Annotated in this window: 12 protein-coding genes; 7 read left to right on the forward strand and 5 right to left on the reverse strand. The window is 53.0% G+C overall.

All coding sequences use genetic code 11. The features are described from left to right. Positions 1–94 precede the first annotated feature (94 nt). Entirely contained in the window at positions 95–166 is a 72-nt protein-coding gene (gene ypdK, locus GA0061071_RS02115; protein ID WP_134318594.1) for a membrane protein YpdK, read from the forward strand. A gap of 64 nt (positions 167–230) precedes the next feature. On the opposite strand, the gene alaC is transcribed toward ypdK, so the two are convergent. Continuing rightward, on the reverse strand, positions 231–1472 hold the full coding sequence (gene alaC / locus GA0061071_RS02120) for an alanine transaminase (protein WP_061493860.1): 1242 nt from the start codon (positions 1470–1472) through the stop codon (positions 231–233). Positions 1473–1861: 389 nt separating this feature from the next. On the opposite strand from alaC, the gene GA0061071_RS02125 reads away from it, so the two are divergent. Together GA0061071_RS02125 and GA0061071_RS02130 are read left to right on the forward strand one after the other, a co-directional pair. After that, positions 1862–3559 (forward strand): sensor histidine kinase, encoded by a 1698-nt coding sequence (locus GA0061071_RS02125; RefSeq protein ID WP_071889917.1) that lies wholly within the window; start codon positions 1862–1864, stop codon positions 3557–3559. A 12-nt stretch (positions 3560–3571) separates the two neighbouring features. Continuing rightward, the gene (locus GA0061071_RS02130; RefSeq protein WP_088238146.1) at positions 3572–4300 is read left to right on the forward strand and encodes a LytR/AlgR family response regulator transcription factor; all 729 of its coding nucleotides are present in this window, start codon (positions 3572–3574) and stop codon (positions 4298–4300) included. Here GA0061071_RS02130 and glk read toward each other — a convergent pair. Next, positions 4297–5262: a glucokinase gene (gene glk, locus GA0061071_RS02135; RefSeq protein WP_061493857.1), complete on the reverse strand. Its 966-nt coding sequence runs from the start codon at positions 5260–5262 to the stop codon at positions 4297–4299. The two genes, GA0061071_RS02130 and glk, sit on opposite strands and share 4 nt — an antisense overlap. Positions 5263–5442: 180 nt before the next feature. On the opposite strand from glk, the gene GA0061071_RS02140 reads away from it, so the two are divergent. Then, complete coding sequence (locus GA0061071_RS02140) at positions 5443–6678, forward strand: ion channel protein (protein WP_061493856.1); 1236 nt, start codon at positions 5443–5445, stop codon at positions 6676–6678. Here GA0061071_RS02140 and GA0061071_RS02145 read toward each other — a convergent pair whose 3' ends face one another. Next, the gene (locus GA0061071_RS02145) at positions 6679–8337 is read right to left on the reverse strand and encodes an alpha-keto acid decarboxylase family protein (protein ID WP_088238147.1); all 1659 of its coding nucleotides are present in this window, start codon (positions 8335–8337) and stop codon (positions 6679–6681) included. It lies immediately after the preceding gene. 181 nt (positions 8338–8518) lie between these two features. On the opposite strand from GA0061071_RS02145, the gene mgrA reads away from it, so the two are divergent. Both mgrA and GA0061071_RS02155 read left to right on the forward strand, forming a co-directional pair. Further along, positions 8519–9517 (forward strand): L-glyceraldehyde 3-phosphate reductase, encoded by a 999-nt coding sequence (gene mgrA / locus GA0061071_RS02150; protein ID WP_061493854.1) that lies wholly within the window; start codon positions 8519–8521, stop codon positions 9515–9517. Between the two features lie 123 nt (positions 9518–9640). Continuing rightward, entirely contained in the window at positions 9641–9967 is a 327-nt protein-coding gene (locus GA0061071_RS02155; RefSeq protein WP_061493853.1) for a DUF2502 domain-containing protein, read from the forward strand. 54 nt (positions 9968–10021) lie between these two features. Here GA0061071_RS02155 and GA0061071_RS02160 read toward each other — a convergent pair whose 3' ends face one another. Further along, complete coding sequence (locus GA0061071_RS02160; RefSeq protein WP_071889914.1) at positions 10022–11260, reverse strand: Nramp family divalent metal transporter; 1239 nt, start codon at positions 11258–11260, stop codon at positions 10022–10024. A gap of 353 nt (positions 11261–11613) precedes the next feature. Here GA0061071_RS02160 and GA0061071_RS02165 point away from each other — a divergent pair, with 353 nt between their 5' ends. Continuing rightward, complete coding sequence (locus tag GA0061071_RS02165) at positions 11614–12801, forward strand: NupC/NupG family nucleoside CNT transporter (protein ID WP_061493851.1); 1188 nt, start codon at positions 11614–11616, stop codon at positions 12799–12801. Positions 12802–12849: 48 nt separating this feature from the next. On the opposite strand, the gene GA0061071_RS02170 is transcribed toward GA0061071_RS02165, so the two are convergent. Next, the gene (locus GA0061071_RS02170) at positions 12850–15036 is read right to left on the reverse strand and encodes an EAL domain-containing protein (protein ID WP_088238148.1); all 2187 of its coding nucleotides are present in this window, start codon (positions 15034–15036) and stop codon (positions 12850–12852) included. Positions 15037–15234: the final 198 nt, after the last annotated feature.

Here is a 15234-nt window from a genome sequence, read left to right on the forward strand (position 1 = left end):
AAAATTCTCATTTTCGTTTTGGCGTAGTTTCACCTCTCTATACTCAGTCCTGATAGGTCATGAATGCATACATAATGTATGCGGAGCGATGAACGTGAAATATTTCTTTATGGGCATTTCGATGATGGTCATTGTTTGGGCCGGCACATTCGCCCTGATGATCTAACCTGAGCTTATTGATGCAGAAAAAGAAAAAGGAGCCTTTCGGCTCCTTTTTTTATTGATTCGGTTTAAGGTTCAATATCTTCCGTTGTGGTTTTGGGCGCTGCCGCAAGCAGGCCATCAGCGCGGAACATACTTTTAATACCCCGTACCGCCTGCCGAATACGATCGCGGTTCTCAATCAGCGCGAAACGCACGTGAGTATCGCCGTAATCACCAAAACCAATCCCCGGCGACACACAGACTTTGGCGTCTTTCAGCAACTTCTTGGCAAATTCCAGCGACCCCATTGCTGCATACGGCTCCGGTATTTTCGCCCATACGTACATGGACGCTTTCGGCATCTCAACCATCCAGCCGGCTTCATGCAAGCCTTTCACCAGTACATCGCGGCGGCGCTTGTACTGCGCGGCAATGTCGCGCACGCACTGCTGATCCCCTTCCAGCGCCGCGATTGCCGCGACCTGCAACGGCGTAAACGTACCGTAGTCATGGTAACTTTTGATACGCGCCAGCGCGTTAACCAGCACCGGATTGCCGACCATAAAGCCAATACGCCAGCCCGCCATATTGTAGCTTTTCGACAGGGTAAAGAATTCGACCGCGACGTCGCGCGCGCCGGGCACCTGCATGATCGACGGCGCTTTCCAGCCATCATAAACAATGTCGGCGTAAGCCAGATCGTGCACGACCAGTACATCGTAGCGTTTTGCCAGCGCCACCACTTTCTCGAAGAACTCTAACTCTACACACTGCGCCGTAGGGTTGGACGGGAACCCGAGGATCATCATCTTCGGCTTCGGGTAACTTTCGCGGATTGCACGTTCCAGTTCGTTGAAGAAATCGACCCCTTCTACCAGCGGTACAGAACGCACCTGCGCGCCCGCGATCACCGCGCCATAGATATGGATGGGGTAGCTTGGGTTTGGTACCAGTACCGTATCGCCATGATCCAACGTTGCCAGCATTAAATGCGCCAGCCCCTCTTTCGAGCCAATCGTCACAATGGCTTCGGTTTCCGGATCGATATCCACCTGATAGCGATCCTGATACCAGCGGGAAATCGCCCGACGCAGACGCGGAATACCGCGCGAAGTCGAGTAACCGTGTGTATCCGGACGCTGCGCCACAGTACAGAGTTTCTCGACAATGTGGGGGGGAGTCGGACCGTCCGGATTCCCCATGCTGAAATCAATGATGTCTTCGCCGCGCCGACGCGCAGCCATTTTCAGTTCAGCAGTGATATTAAAAACATAAGGGGGAAGACGATCGATACGCGTAAAACGGCGTTCAGGACTGAAGTCAGCCATAGATTCCTCGGGATAACGTGAGCGCCCGGACCGTCCGAGCGACGTCGCCGCGATTGCGGCGTGCTAAGAACATAGCCCGAAAAATTTCCTGCTGTCGAGAGGGAAAGGAAAAAATAATGTTCTGACAAAAAAGGGGAACCCCAAAAAACCACCCTGAGTGCAAGGCCATCCCTTTATTACCGAATCAAACAAACATTTTAACAACATGATATCAATATAATTACTCTACATTTTCATCAAATCTCCGTCTTCGCTCACATGCTTTCGACGCTAATTAATCCCCTTTTGAAATAGTGGTTTTTCCTCATTCACTCAATGAATGTCCCGGCTGGTCATCCGGGCCGCAGTTTCTTATCATAGTTTTTTGACGCCTTTCACATGAGTTTCCCGTGCACGAAATATTCGACATGCTGTTGGCGGTTTTCGATCGCGCGGCGTTGATGCTGATCTGCCTGTTTTTCCTGATCCGTATCCGCCTGTTTCGCGAGCTGCTGCATAAAACCGCCCACTCCTTCAAAGAGTTACTGGGCGTAACCGCCATCTTCTCCATGTTCGCACTGTTCAGTACCTGGTCCGGTGTCCCTGTGGAAGGTTCGCTGGTCAACGTGCGTATTATTGCGGTGATGTCCGGCGGCATTCTGTTTGGTCCGTGGGTCGGTATCATTACCGGCGTGATTGCAGGCGTACATCGCTATTTGATTGATATTGGCGGGGTTACGGCGATCCCCTGCTTTATCACCAGTATTATTGCCGGGATCATGTCCGGGGTGATTAACCGCAAGATCCCGAAAGCGCAACACTGGCGCGTGGGGATTATCGGCGGCATGATCTGTGAAAGCCTCACCATGATGCTGGTGGTGGTATGGGCGCCTTCCACCGCGCTCGGCCTCGATATTGTCTCCAAAATCGGCGTACCAATGATCCTGGGTAGTGTCTGTATCGGGTTTATTGTGCTGCTGGTACAGAGTGTTGAAGGGGAAAAAGAGGCCATGGCAGGACGTCAGGCAAAACTGGCACTGGATATCGCCAATAAAACACTGCCGCTGTTCCGTAACGTTAACAGCGAATCCCTGCGCCAGGTGTGCGATATCATTCGTCGTGATATCGACGCCGACGCGGTCGCGATTACCAACGTCGACCATGTTCTGGCTTATGTTGGCGTTGGGGAAAATAATTACCGCGACAGTGATGACATCATCAGCCCCACCACGCATCAGGCGATCAACACCGGCGAAATTATCATTAAAAACAATGATGAGGCGCACCGCACGCCAGAGATTCACTCCATGCTGGTGATCCCGCTGCGTGAACAAGGCATCGTCACCGGGACGCTGAAAATCTACTACTGTCACGCACACCAAATCACGTCGTCGCTACAGGAGATGGCCGTCGGGTTATCACAAATTATCTCCACCCAACTGGAGGTGTCCCGCGCCGAACAGTTGCGTGAAATGGCAAATAAGGCAGAACTACGTGCATTGCAGAGCAAAATTAACCCGCACTTCCTCTTTAATGCCCTGAATGCTATCTCGTCATCCATTCGTCTTAATCCGGATACCGCCCGGCAATTGATCTTCAATTTGTCGCGTTATTTACGCTATAACATTGAATTAAAAGATGATGAGCAGATAGATATCAAAAAAGAGCTCTACCAGATTAAAGATTACATTGCGATTGAACAGGCGCGCTTTGGCGACAAACTGACCGTCATTTACGACATTGATGAAGAGATCGGGTGCGAAATCCCCAGCTTGTTGATCCAGCCACTGGTAGAAAACGCTATCGTGCATGGCATTCAGCCCTGTAAAGGCAAAGGGGTGGTGACTATTAGCGTAGAAGAGTGCGGCAACCGCGTGCGTATTGCCGTGCGTGATACCGGAAATGGCATATCGCCGGAGATGATCGCCCGCGTAGAAGCCGATGAAATGCCCGGCAATAAAATCGGTCTGCTGAATGTTCACCAACGAGTAAAACTGCTGTACGGCGAAGGGTTACATATCCGCCGCCTGACGCCGGGGACGGAAATCGCGTTTTACGTGCCACGCCAGTCGACGCCCGCGCCCTCGATTGCCGCGCTGTTGCCTTAACGGGAGATGTGAATGAAAGTCATCATTGTTGAAGATGAAATCCTGGCGCAACAGGAGCTAAGCTGGCTGATTAAAGCGCACAGTCAGATGGAGATTGTCGGCACGTTTGACGACGGTCTCGACGTACTGAAGTACCTGCAACACAATAAAGTCGACGCCATTTTTCTCGATATCAACATTCCCTCGCTGGACGGTGTATTGCTGGCGCAGAACATCAGCCAGTTCGCCCACAAACCCTTTATCGTGTTTATTACCGCCTGGAAAGAGCATGCGGTCGAAGCCTTCGAACTGGAAGCGTTTGACTACATCCTTAAACCTTATCAGGAGTCACGTATTATCAGCATGTTGCAAAAGCTGGAACATGCGTGGCAACAACACACTGGCGCGACTACAAACCCGCAGCCACGGGAAAACGCGACCATCAATCTGGTGAAAGACGAACGCATTATCGTCACCAGCATTCATGATATCTATTATGCGGAAGCACATGAGAAGATGACCTTCGTCTACACGAAGCGGGAGTCTTACGTGATGCCGATGAATATCACCGAATTTTGCAGCAAACTGCCAGCGGCGCATTTCTTCCGTTGCCACCGCTCCTACTGCGTCAATCTGGATAAGATCCGCGAAATAGAGCCATGGTTTAACAATACCTATATTTTGCGGCTGCGCGACCTGGAGTTTCAGGTACCCGTCAGCCGCAGTAAGGTAAAAGAGTTTCGGCAGTTAATGGCGCTCTAGAGATAGTAGCCCAGTGTCTGGCGCAGGTGCGCGCCTGCGCCTAACAGCCCCGGATTGTCGTGGACGATAAGATAAACCGGAATATCCTCGACGTAGGATTTAAAACGGCCTTTATCTTCAAAGCCGCCGCGAAAACCGGAAGCGGTAAAGAAATCGAGGAAGCGCGGTACAATCCCGCCGGCAATATAGACGCCGCCAAAGGTGCCAAGGTTCAGCGCCAGGTTGCCGCCGAAGCGCCCCATAATGACGCAGAACAGTGACAGTGCGCGGCGACAATCGATGCAGCTATCCGCCAGCGCGCGCTCGGTTACATCTTTCGGTTGCAGATTTTCCGGCAAACGCCCGTCGGATTTCACAATTGCGCGGTAGAGGTTCACAAGCCCGGGGCCGGACAGCACACGCTCGGCGGAGACATGACCAATCTCACTGCGCAGCTCTTCAAGGATAATCCCTTCTTCTTCGCTGTTGGGCGCAAAATCCACATGACCGCCCTCGCCCGGCAAGCTCACCCAGCGTTTATCCACATGCACCAGGTGCGCGACGCCAAGGCCGGTGCCCGCACCGTAAACGGCGATCGGCTTGCCTTCCACCGGCTTAGCGCCGCCAAACTGGATCAGATGCTCTTGCTTCAGCATCGGGATCGCCATCGACACAGCCGTAAAATCGTTAATGATTTCCAGATGGGCGAAGCCAAGGTTTTTCTTCATTTCTGCGATGGAAAAAGCCCAGGTGTGGTTGGTCATCGCTACCCAGTCACCGGTGATCGGGCAGGCAATGGCGATACACCCGTCCTCCACGCTCACGCCGTGCTCCTCAAGGTATACACGTACCACGGCTTCCAGGCTTGGGTAGTCAAGGCCGGAGTAGGTCTTGGCCCGGGAGATGACGCCGCTGTCGACATCGCATAACGCTAAGCGCGCGTTAGTGCCGCCTACGTCTCCCACTAAAGCATATTTTGTCATTCTTTTACGGCTCCGCTAAAGTCAGAATAAATCTTTGGCACACTGTAAATTCAAGGCGCTTTAACGACAATGACCATAACACGAGTGCCCCAGGATTATCGATCTTCGTCACAGATTAACTTCGTGGTTTCGGCTCTGTTAGCAGCCACTGCCACACTCTTCCGGTAAAAGGACATAAGCATGCTCCATCCGCGAGCCAGAACCCTGTTATTGCTGGCGCTGCCAGCACTGACGATTGGCGTAGCCTCAAGCCTCGTACTCCTGCTGGTGATGAAAATCGCCGCAGTGTTGCAATCCATTTTATGGTTCGGCATTCCCTGGCGGTTGGGGGTCGATCCGGACTCTCCCGGCTGGATCCTGCTGATGTTGACACTGACGGGTGTGGCCGTTGGGTTGGTGATCCGCTTTAGCACGGGTCATGGCGGCCCTGATCCGGCGACCGAGCCGTTGATCAGCGCGCCGGTTGCCGTCAATGCGCTGCCGGGTCTGGTGCTGGCATTGATCCTTGGGCTGGCGGGCGGCGTCAGCCTCGGGCCTGAACACCCGGTGATGGTGCTGAATATTGCGCTGGCGGTGGCGATTGGCGCGCGCGCATTTCCGCGAGTCGCCCCACTGGACTGGACGATTTTGGCCTCTGCGGGCACACTTGGCGCACTGTTTGGTACCCCGGTTGCAGCAGCGCTGATCTTTTCACAAACGCTGACCGCCAGTAATGATGTACCGCTATGGGATCGTCTGTTCGCCCCACTGATGGCCGCTGCTGCTGGCGCGCTGACCACCACGGTGCTGTCGCATCCCCATTTCACTCTACCGATTCCCCATTATCCGCAGTTGCACATTGTCGATATCATCAGCGGTGCGGTCGTCACCATGCTCGCCATCGCGCTGGGGATGGTTGCGGTCTGGTGTTTACCCCGCCTGCATCAGCTTATGCAGCGGCTAAAAAATCCGGTGCTTGCGCTGGGCATTGGTGGGTTTCTGCTCGGTATTCTTGGCATCATGGGCGGTAATATCACCCTGTTTAAGGGGCTGGATGAGATGCAGCAACTGGCCTTTGCGCAGACATTCACCGTCAGCGATTATCTGCTGTTTGCGGTGATAAAACTGGCGGCGCTGGTGGTAGCAACAGCGTGCGGGTTCCGCGGTGGGCGTATTTTCCCGGCGGTGTTCGTCGGGGTGGCGCTAGGTCTGATGTTGCACCAACATGTGGACGCGGTACCGGCGGCGGTTACCGTCTCCTGTGCAGTGCTTGGTCTGGTGCTGGTGGTCACGCGGGATGGCTGGTTAAGCCTGTTTCTTGCCGCTGTCGTTGTGCCGGACACGACACTGCTGCCATTGTTATGCATCGTGATGCTTCCTGCCTGGCTGTTGCTGGCCGGGAAGCCAATGATGGTTGCTCCCCGGCGGGACAAGTGATCACTGGTTGTTGCGCGCTTCAAGCGAGCGGGTGACGTCACGCAACAAATCAGGGAGATCTGTCTTCGGCAGCATGACTTCAATCAGCGCGAGGCGGTGATGATGGGCGGCAGCTTCCAGTGCCTCGGCCAGTTGTACCGTTTCGCTGACCCGCCAGCACTCAGCCTGACAATCATGGCTAAGTGCATGCGGAATATGCGTCCAGTTCCAGCGGGCAATGTCGTTATAACGCTGCTGCGCGCCATGAATGGCACGTTCCACCGTATACCCATCATTATTCAGCAATATAATGATGGGCCGCAGACCGTCGCGTAGCATCGACCCCAGTTCCTGAATGGTTAACTGAGCCGCACCATCGCCGCTGAGCAAAATCACCCGCCGTTCCGGGCACGCTGTTTGCGCGCCAAACGCTGCGGGCAGACAAAAACCGATCGATCCCCATAACGGTTGCACCAAAAAATCGACTTCCGCAGGCAAGCGCAAATCCGCTGCGCCAAACGCCGCGGTTCCCTGATCGGCCAGGAGGATATCGCCAGGACGGATAATATCTTGCAGTGTTTGCCAGAGTGCTGACTGATCCAGCGTCCCCTGATGAACGCGAGGCGGCACGTCAGTGTGATTAACCTGATTAGGCGGGTTGCGCGGAAGATGGCGACACACCGAGATCAGGGTATTCACCGCATCGCGCATCGACACGCCGCTGAACCAGGTTTCCCCTACCCGCGCGGCGAACGGCTGAATGTCGATAGTCCGTTCCCGTGGCAACTGCTGGCTAAACCCGGCGGTCAGCGTATCGGTGAAACGAGCGCCCACACAAATCACCGTGTCCGCCCCTTCTATGGCTTCGCGTACTGTTGGCGGGCTTGCGGCACCGCTGTAAGTGCCCACAAACCCGGGTTGTGTTTCATCAAATAGCCCTTTCCCCATCAGCATCGTGGCATGGGGGACGGGGAAATCACGCATCCAGCATTGCAACATTTTCTGTACGCCGAAGCGACGAGCAAGAAAATCCGCCAGTAGCGCAACGCGTGGACTGCCCGAAATCAGCGCCTGTGCATGACGGCGAAACGCATCAAGGCGCGTTTCGTCGGATTGCATTACCGGGGAAGTGATAGCGGTTACAGGCGGTGTCGCTGCCATTTTGGCGACATCAGCCGGTAACATCAGGTAACCGGGACGTGACTCTGTCAGCATGGTGCTGATAACCCGGTCGATTTCATAGCAGGCGTTTTGCGCCGTTAAAATGGCGCGCGCGGCAGTAACCGGTTCGCTCATCCGCCAGAAGTGGCGAAAATCCCCGTCGCCGAGTGTATGGTGCAGTAATTCGCCACGTTGCTGCACTGCGCTACACGGTGCGCCAACGATATGCAGCACCGGTACATACTCAGCAAAACTGCCAGCAATGCCGTTAATGGCGCTTAATTCCCCCACGCCAAAGGTGGTAAGCAAAGCGCCAGCCCCCCGGCAACGCCCGTAGCCGTCGGCGGCATAGGCAGCGTTAAGTTCGTTGGCGCAGCCAACCCAGTGGACCGCCGGATGTTGAATGACGTGATCAAGAAATTGCAGGTTATAGTCGCCAGGCACGCCGAACAAATGGTGAATGCCACAGCCAGCGAGCCTGTCCAGCAGATAGTCGGCAACAGAGTAATCAGTTTGCATGACATTGATCCTTCCAGACTTTAGTTCTTCACTGAGTATTGAAGAACTGTGATGAGAGTCCAGGATACGCGCCATATCAGGGGTGGAAAGCAAGCTTTACGATAACGCCCGGTGTAATCTCATTGGTCCGGAGATGTAAACGCATACACTGAAGGCATGATGACTTCACAGGGGCAACGGCATGGTTTATCAGGCAGATTCCGCACGTTACGAAAAAATGGTCTACTCGCGCTGTGGTGATAGTGGGCTTAAACTCCCGGCGATTTCATTCGGGCTGTGGCATAACTTTGGCGACGCCACGCTGTTGGAAAACAGCCGGCAATTACTGCGGCACGCATTCGATCTTGGCATTACCCATTTCGATCTGGCTAACAATTACGGGCCGCCCCCCGGATCCGCAGAGAGCAATTTCGGCCGCATTTTGCGGGAAGATTTCCTCCCCTGGCGCGACGAGCTGATTATCTCCAGTAAAGCGGGATACACCATGTGGGATGGCCCCTATGGCGACTGGGGTTCGCGCAAATACCTGATCGCCAGCCTTGATCAAAGCCTGCGCCGGATGGGGCTCGAATATGTGGATATCTTCTACCACCATCGTCCGGACCCGGAAACGCCGCTGAAAGAGACCATGCGCGCACTGGATCATATTGTGCGCCAGGGTAAAGCGCTGTACGTCGGGCTGTCTAACTACCCGGCAGCATTGGCGCGTGAAGCTATCGACATTCTCAACGACCTGGGCACACCGTGTCTGATCCACCAACCTAAATACTCTATGTTTGAACGGTGGGTGGAAACCGAACTGCTGGATGCGTTGCAGCAAAAAGGCGTCGGCTGCATTGCTTTCTCTCCGCTCGCGGGTGGGCAATTAACGGACCGCTATCTCCATGGTATCCCGGCGGATTCCCGTGCTGCCAGCGGCAGTCGTTTTCTTAATCCGGATCAGCTTACTGATGAAAAGCTGGCGACAGTACACGCGCTAAATGCTGTGGCTCAACGGCGAGGACAGAAACTGTCGCAGATGGCACTGGCCTGGGTGCTACGCGGCGGCAAAGTGACCTCGGTGCTGATTGGCGCCAGCAAGATCGGGCAACTGGACGATGCCGTTGGCATGCTGACCAATCGGGATTTCAGCGCAGCAGAATGTAAGGAAATAGACGCAATTCTCAGCGGTGCAAAATAACGCTTTTTTAGCAAAAAGTGCTGCTATTCATGATTTAGGAGTTCCGCCAATAATACGGGGTTTTACCGCCCCGTAAGATTGTTGTAACAGGCCGTTTCGGCCCCGATCGTGAAGGAGAAGAGTATGTTCAGGTCACTGATTCTGGCAGCAGTGTTAATGGCTTCAGCGCCCCTGGTCGCTAATGCTGGCGAAATCACCCTGTTGCCATCTGTAAAATTACAAATTGGCGATCGCGATAATTACGGTAACTACTGGGACGGCGGCCGCTGGCGCGACCGTGACTACTGGGGTCGCAACTATGAATGGCGCGGCAACCACTGGTATAAACACGACCGCGGATGGCATCGCGGTTGGGATAAACGCGACGCCTATGAACGCGGCTACCGTGAAGGCTGGAACGATCGCGATGACCACCGTGGGCCTCGAGGCGGTCGCTGGCATCATCATTAATACGAAAAAGGAGCGCATGCGCTCCTTTTTTTGTGGTGATGGGTAAACAGGATGTTATAAACCTGCCGCAGTTCCCACTAACAACCAGCCATTTAAACTGACCACCAGTATCACAATCACCCAGCCGGTACGCTTAATCAGCGATGTATTCACCAGTTCCCCCATCAGCGCGCGATTGCTGGTGAATATCAGCAGCGGCACCAACGCCAGCGCAATACCGAAGCTCAGCAACACCTGGCTCATCACCAGAATTTGCGTCGGATCCAGCCCCAGCCAGATAACAATAAACGAGGGCATCATGGTGATAGTGCGGCGAACCCATAGCGGAATGTGGAAACGCACAAACCCTTGCATCACCACCTGCCCCGCCAGCGTACCAACCACCGTTGAAGAGAGGCCTGCCGCCACCAGACTCAGACCAAAAATAGTGGCGGCCGCGTGACTCAATAATGGCTCCAGCGTGAGGTAAGCCTGATCCAAATCGGCAATCCCCGTATGCCCGTTAAAATGGAAAGCCGCGGCAGCGGTGGCCATCATGGCCAGATTCACAAAACCGGCGATGGTCATGGCAATCCCCACATCCCATTTGGTGGCTGAATAACGCTGGCGCTGGGTTCCCTGGTGCAAATGCTGCGTCAGGGAAGAGTGCAGATAAATCACATGCGGCATAATGGTTGCCCCCAACACCCCGGCAGCGAGAAAGACGGCATCTGTTCCAGGTAAGCTGGGAATCACAATCCCTTTCGTCAGCTCTGCCAGCCGCGGCTGAGAAAACACCAGTTCGACAATGTATGCCGCTGCAACAAACAGCAACAACCCGCCGATCACCTTCTCTAACGGTTTTTGCCCGCGTCGTTGCAGCATCAAAATGAGAAAGGTAGCAACCCCGGTCAGCACCGCGCCTTGCAATAACGAAACACCGAGGATCATTTTAAAACCGATAGCGGCGCCAATAAATTCCGCGAGGTCAGTGGCCATGGCAATAATTTCCGCCTGTACCCAGTAAAACCAGACCACCGGGCGTGGATAGTGATCGCGGATCTGCTCAGCCAGGTTTTTGCCAGTGGCGATACCGAGTTTGGCCGAGAGCAACTGAATCAGCATCGCCATTAAGTTGGCCCATACAACGACCCACAAGAGCTGATAGCCGAAACTTGCCCCCGCCTGAATATTGGTGGCAAAGTTGCCGGGATCGATATAGCCAATCGCCGCAATGAACGCCGGTCCCATTAACGCGAACCTCAGCTTGCGCGCTGCCCGCCCACTGCTATTCTCAACGCGACTACTGTTCATTTTATGCCCTTAAATATAGCCTTTGCTATGTTTCATGCTATCAAAATGAGAATGATTATCAAGTTCATTTAGATGGGTTTACCTGATTTCTCTGATAGCCAGAAACGATAGAAGGGCTGGATGTCCAGTATGGTGACGGCGGCAACGGGATCTGCCGCAGCGTTATGTTAAGAGTTTAGCATCAAGGCGCAACTTTTCACCCACTTACTTAACATAGCAGAAATGTATGATGGATCACTAATTTTGAGTCTGGTCACAGGTCATTAATATAGTGTGTGTTTGATCTCGTTTTCTTTTAGCTTGTTACATAGAATGTGCAAGAAATTTCTACCCGTCTCATATTTGGAGCAAATATGTCCCGCGTTCTGCACTTTGTCCTGGCGCTTGCTGTTGTGGCGCTGCTTGCCTTGCTCGTAAGCAGCGATCGCAAGAAAATCCGCATCCGCTTTGTTATTCAATTGCTGGTTATTGAAGTTTTACTGGCCTGGTTCTTCCTGAACTCAGATATCGGCCTGGGCTTCGTGAAAGGCTTCTCCGAAATGTTTGAAAAACTGCTCGGTTTCGCCAACGAAGGTACCAACTTCGTATTCGGTAAAATGAATGACGAAGGCCTGGCGTTCTTCTTCCTGAAAGTGCTGTGCCCGATTGTCTTTATTTCCGCGCTTATCGGTATTCTGCAACACATTCGCGTGCTGCCGATTATTATCCGCGCCATCGGTACGGTGCTGTCGAAAGTGAACGGCATGGGCAAACTGGAGTCATTTAACGCCGTCAGCTCCCTGATTCTGGGTCAGTCCGAGAACTTTATTGCCTATAAAGATATCCTCGGCAAAATGTCTCGTAACCGTATGTACACCATGGCGGCAACGGCCATGTCGACAGTGTCAATGTCCATCGTTGGCGCTTACATGACCATGTTGCAGCCGAAATATGTTGTTGCGGCGCTGGTACTGAACATGTTCAGTACCTTTATCGTGCTGTCGCTGATCAACCCCTACCGTGTGGAAGAGAGCGAAGAAAATCTGCAGATGGCGAGACTGCATGAAGGTCAGAGCTTCTTTGAAATGCTGGGCGAATACATTCTGGCGGGCTTCAAAGTGGCGATTATCGTTGCGGCGATGCTGATTGGCTTTATCGCGCTGATTTCCGGTCTGAACGCGCTGTTCGCCGCGATTTTTGGTATCTCTTTCCAGGGCATTCTGGGCTATATCTTCTACCCCATCGCCTGGGTGCTGGGTGTACCGGCCCATGAAGCGCTGCAAGTGGCGAGCATCATGGCAACCAAACTGGTGTCCAATGAATTCGTGGCGATGATGGATCTGCAGAAAATCGCGGCCAACCTCTCTCCGCGTGCGGAAGGTATCCTCTCTGTGTTCCTGGTCTCCTTCGCTAACTTCTCTTCTATCGGTATTATCGCCGGTGCGATTAAGGGCCTGAACGAAGAGCAAGGCAACGTGGTTTCCCGCTTTGGTCTGAAACTGGTTTACGGCTCTACGCTGGTGAGTGTGCTGTCTGCTGCGATTGCGGCACTGGTGATCTGATTGCCGGATGGCCTTGAATATTGAAAACCGGGGATAGCCCCGGTTTTTTTATCTCTCCGCCAGCAGTTGCGGTTTCCCTAATAAGTAACCTTGCAAATAATCGACCCCGGCTTGCAACAGCAGTGCGCGCTGGGCTTCGTTTTCCACATACTCCGCCACCACTGTCAGCGACTTCCCTTTCGCCACCTCGCAGATGGCTTTCACGATCATCACATCCTGAGGATCGTTCAGAATATCCCGCACGAAACAACCGTCTATCTTGATGATATCCGCCTGCAAGCGCTTCAGACGTTCAAAGTTCGCATAGCCGGTACCAAAATCGTCGATAGCAATTTTGAAACCGGCTTCGCGCAATCGTTGAATGTTGTGAATACTCACTTCAGAGTGCGAAAGCGCCTGCTCTTCGGTGATCTCAATGATCACCGCCTGCGGCGACACGGCATAGCGGTCAAAGAGAGAAAGAAGCTGCGCAACAAAATCGTTCTGCATTAGCGTTAACGGCATCAGATTAACCGAAAAGCGCGCGCAACCGTGTGGGCCAGGATGCTGCTGCATCCATTGTAGTAAGCGATCCACCACTTGCATATCAAAACGGGTGCTCAAATTGAACTGCGCAATCACCGGGATAAACTGGTCCGGCGTGAGCAGCTCGCCATCACAGACCAGCCGGCTGAGGATCTCCTGATATCCGATACCTTGCGCATTAACGATAGGCTGACCATAAAGCACGGTGCCGTTGTTATCCAGCGCCCGCTTCACTTTGTTGAGCAGCAGGACCCGATCGGTGGTCTGGTCGGTCACCTCTTGCAGACTATTGGTGAGCGCCAGTACCTGCTGCCCCAGGGAGGCCTGTTCCGAAAGCCAGCTTAACTGCCCCAGCGTGTGATGCAGCTCTTTCCCTGAAGCCTGTAATTCTCCCCACGAGATACCAAACTCAATATCCAGCGCAGTGGCGTTCCAGTAGATACGACGGCTATTAAGATAACGCACCATATGTTGCAAACGCCCGGCGATGTCTGGCCCGTTCAGTTTTAACAGCAGTTCATTTCCGGGAAGCTGAAAGAGGGTTTCTCCCTCCTGCAGTAAGGGTTGCAGCTCACGCGTTACGCTGCGTTTTACATGCACGCGCATCATCATGCCAAAATGGCGACTCAGGAATTCCACATTCTGCATATGCAAGCAGCAGACAATGCAGGAGGACTGCGCGTCGAGCATTTTTTCCAGTGCGCGCAGGTTGGGCAAGCCGGTTAAAGGATCGGTCATTGCCTGGGCCTGCCAGCGCCCTTTCAGCCATTCGCTATGGGTATAAATGCGCATCATATACAGCATAGAAATGGTGAAACAAATCAATACCGACATCACAAACGCCAGCGAATAGTCGGAATGCACGCCGTGCAGAAAGCTGTCGTTATACACCATCAGCGCGAATGCAGCGCATCCCCAACACAGCATCAAAAGCGGATGGCTTAACCTGCTGATGCCAAAAGTAAAGAGAATAAACAGAACCGGCACCAGGTAGCCCGCAATATACTCGGACTGATAAGGGAGACAGAGGGTAATAACCATGGCGATCAGCGCTGCGATCCAGAAAAGGGTAAACAGACGCTTCTCTGCTGAAAGCCAGGGTTTAATACTCTGTCGCCAGAATGTGCGGAAAAAACGAGGATTAATCATCATCCTTAGCGGAAAATATATAATCATCGTGAATATTAGTGATGCAACAATCAGGCTCTGAATATCAATAATGGAATAAATAACGGAACTGGAATTAAAAAATTCCGACAAATGAATCGGATAGTTAAACCAGATACCCGCAATATACATTGAACATTTTATGCCGAGCGGAGCAATAAACCCCAACCATAAAATACGGATCCCCATATCTTTATTCGGGATGCCATGACGCCAACGCGAACCGAGCCGCCAGCGGACGACCGCGCAGGCCAACAGAACAGGGAATATCTGGCAAAATAGCAGCACCGCCGCCTCTATTCCCGGTAAATGCAGAAAGCTCTCGTTTATCAATGCGAAACCGAGAATAACAGGCACAACACCATGCCGCCCAAAGAGTAAAATAATGGCCAGCATAACGCTTAACGGCAACCAGGCCAGATAAATATCGCTGGCATTGACCACCGTTTTCGGCGAAATAATACGGGAAACAGGGACGGCGATCAGACAAAGAATTAATGCCAAAAGGAATTTTCGCACATAACTGTCATTTCGGTTCTTCATTAAAATAATGCGCAAACTCCTGACCGGGAAAAGGGTAAGTAGCCGGATAATAGATTTATTCGTTTTATGGATCAAGTTACCAGGCCAATAAACACTCTTAGTCTTTTCTGAGGTTAACCACCTAAGAGTTGTTACAACAGCCTGAGTACAATTGACAGAAGCTCAGAAACGAAAAAACCCCCGCGTAAACGCGAGGGT

This window comes from Kosakonia oryzendophytica (assembly GCF_900094925.1).
Taxonomy (GTDB): domain Bacteria; phylum Pseudomonadota; class Gammaproteobacteria; order Enterobacterales; family Enterobacteriaceae; genus Kosakonia; species Kosakonia oryzendophytica.

Coding starts and splice junctions, on each gene's coding strand:
- mgrA (WP_061493854.1), top strand. CDS start 8,519: ATGGTTTATCAGGCAGATTCCGCACGTTACGAAAAAATGGTCTACTCG.
- GA0061071_RS02145 (WP_088238147.1), bottom strand. CDS start 8,337: ATGCAAACTGATTACTCTGTTGCCGACTATCTGCTGGACAGGCTCGCT.
- GA0061071_RS02160 (WP_071889914.1), bottom strand. CDS start 11,260: ATGAACAGTAGTCGCGTTGAGAATAGCAGTGGGCGGGCAGCGCGCAAG.
- GA0061071_RS02170 (WP_088238148.1), bottom strand. CDS start 15,036: ATGAAGAACCGAAATGACAGTTATGTGCGAAAATTCCTTTTGGCATTA.
- glk (WP_061493857.1), bottom strand. CDS start 5,262: ATGACAAAATATGCTTTAGTGGGAGACGTAGGCGGCACTAACGCGCGC.
- GA0061071_RS02155 (WP_061493853.1), top strand. CDS start 9,641: ATGTTCAGGTCACTGATTCTGGCAGCAGTGTTAATGGCTTCAGCGCCC.
- GA0061071_RS02130 (WP_088238146.1), top strand. CDS start 3,572: ATGAAAGTCATCATTGTTGAAGATGAAATCCTGGCGCAACAGGAGCTA.
- GA0061071_RS02165 (WP_061493851.1), top strand. CDS start 11,614: ATGTCCCGCGTTCTGCACTTTGTCCTGGCGCTTGCTGTTGTGGCGCTG.
- GA0061071_RS02140 (WP_061493856.1), top strand. CDS start 5,443: ATGCTCCATCCGCGAGCCAGAACCCTGTTATTGCTGGCGCTGCCAGCA.
- alaC (WP_061493860.1), bottom strand. CDS start 1,472: ATGGCTGACTTCAGTCCTGAACGCCGTTTTACGCGTATCGATCGTCTT.